Annotated in this window: 1 protein-coding gene; it reads right to left on the minus strand. The window is 26.3% G+C overall.

The window, feature by feature from the left end; translation table 11 throughout:
- Window positions 1-1,099: hypothetical protein (locus tag AVBRAN9331_RS09690; RefSeq protein WP_336612924.1), on the minus strand; the 1,099-nt coding region annotated here is incomplete at both ends.

Below are 1,099 nucleotides of genomic sequence, written 5' to 3' on the forward strand. Positions count from 1 at the left end.
GTTTAAATCAATTCTATTATTGCCAGAACTAAGAGCAACATCGCTAAATGTAACCCCATTTAATTGCATATGATTTCCGGTAGATTTTATATCTAATTTTTTATCAGCAGTTCCACTAGCAGTTGAATTTGTAATATTTAAATTCTTACTCGTAATACCAGCTTTAATAGTGCTATTTTTAATATCTGTGGTTCCACTAATAGTAGAGTTGCTATTTATAATTGAGCCGTTTGTAGCAGTTAAATTACTCGCAGTTATACTTCCACTTATTTCTGAATTATCTAAAGTAACATTTGTATTAATAGCATTATTATTAACAGAAACACTATTAATATTAGCGTTAATGTTAGAATTATTTTTAATACTTATACTAGATGTATTTTGTAAAATTATTGAGCTATCATCAATAAAGGTAGAATCTATTTCAGCATTATTTTTAATTCTTATCTCTGTTCCAATAATAGAAGAATTATTAGTATTTAAATCCATAGTAAAAATACTAGAAGTTTTATTATCATCAATTTTATCAACTATAACACTTTCTAATATTAATTTTGGAACATAAGGTCTTTGTGTTAATTTACTAGTTGAATTTATCTTCTCAAGACCTAGCTGACTATCATGAATTAATGAATTTTTAATAATTAAAGAACCATTTGTATTACTTTCTGACCAAGCTTCTAATTTAACATCGCTAATTACTGAACCATCAAAAGTAACACTAGCAGTATCTTTAAGTAGATAATTAAAACCACTAGAATTTTTATTACCTTGTAAATTAACTTTATTTAAGTTATTAGCTTTATCAAATATAACTTGATTATCTAAATCTAATTCACTATTAGATATGGTTGCATTTGTGATATTTGTAGTTCCACCGGTTGAAGTTACTTTTAAATCTGTATAATTTTTAGCAGTAGTATTACCTATATTTAGTGTTCCACCAGTTTGATTAATAATTTTATCGGTTTCAGCTGCATTATAATTTTTATTGCTACTATTACTTACATTAATAGTATTACTTTGCACTAATGTATTAGCAGTGCTTGGAATAGTATCAGCAAGAGCTAAATTACCCCCCCCCGCTAATATAAAAGTT

Origin of the sequence: Campylobacter sp. RM9331, assembly GCF_020137685.1 — a bacterium.
GTDB lineage: Bacteria > Campylobacterota > Campylobacteria > Campylobacterales > Campylobacteraceae > Campylobacter_E.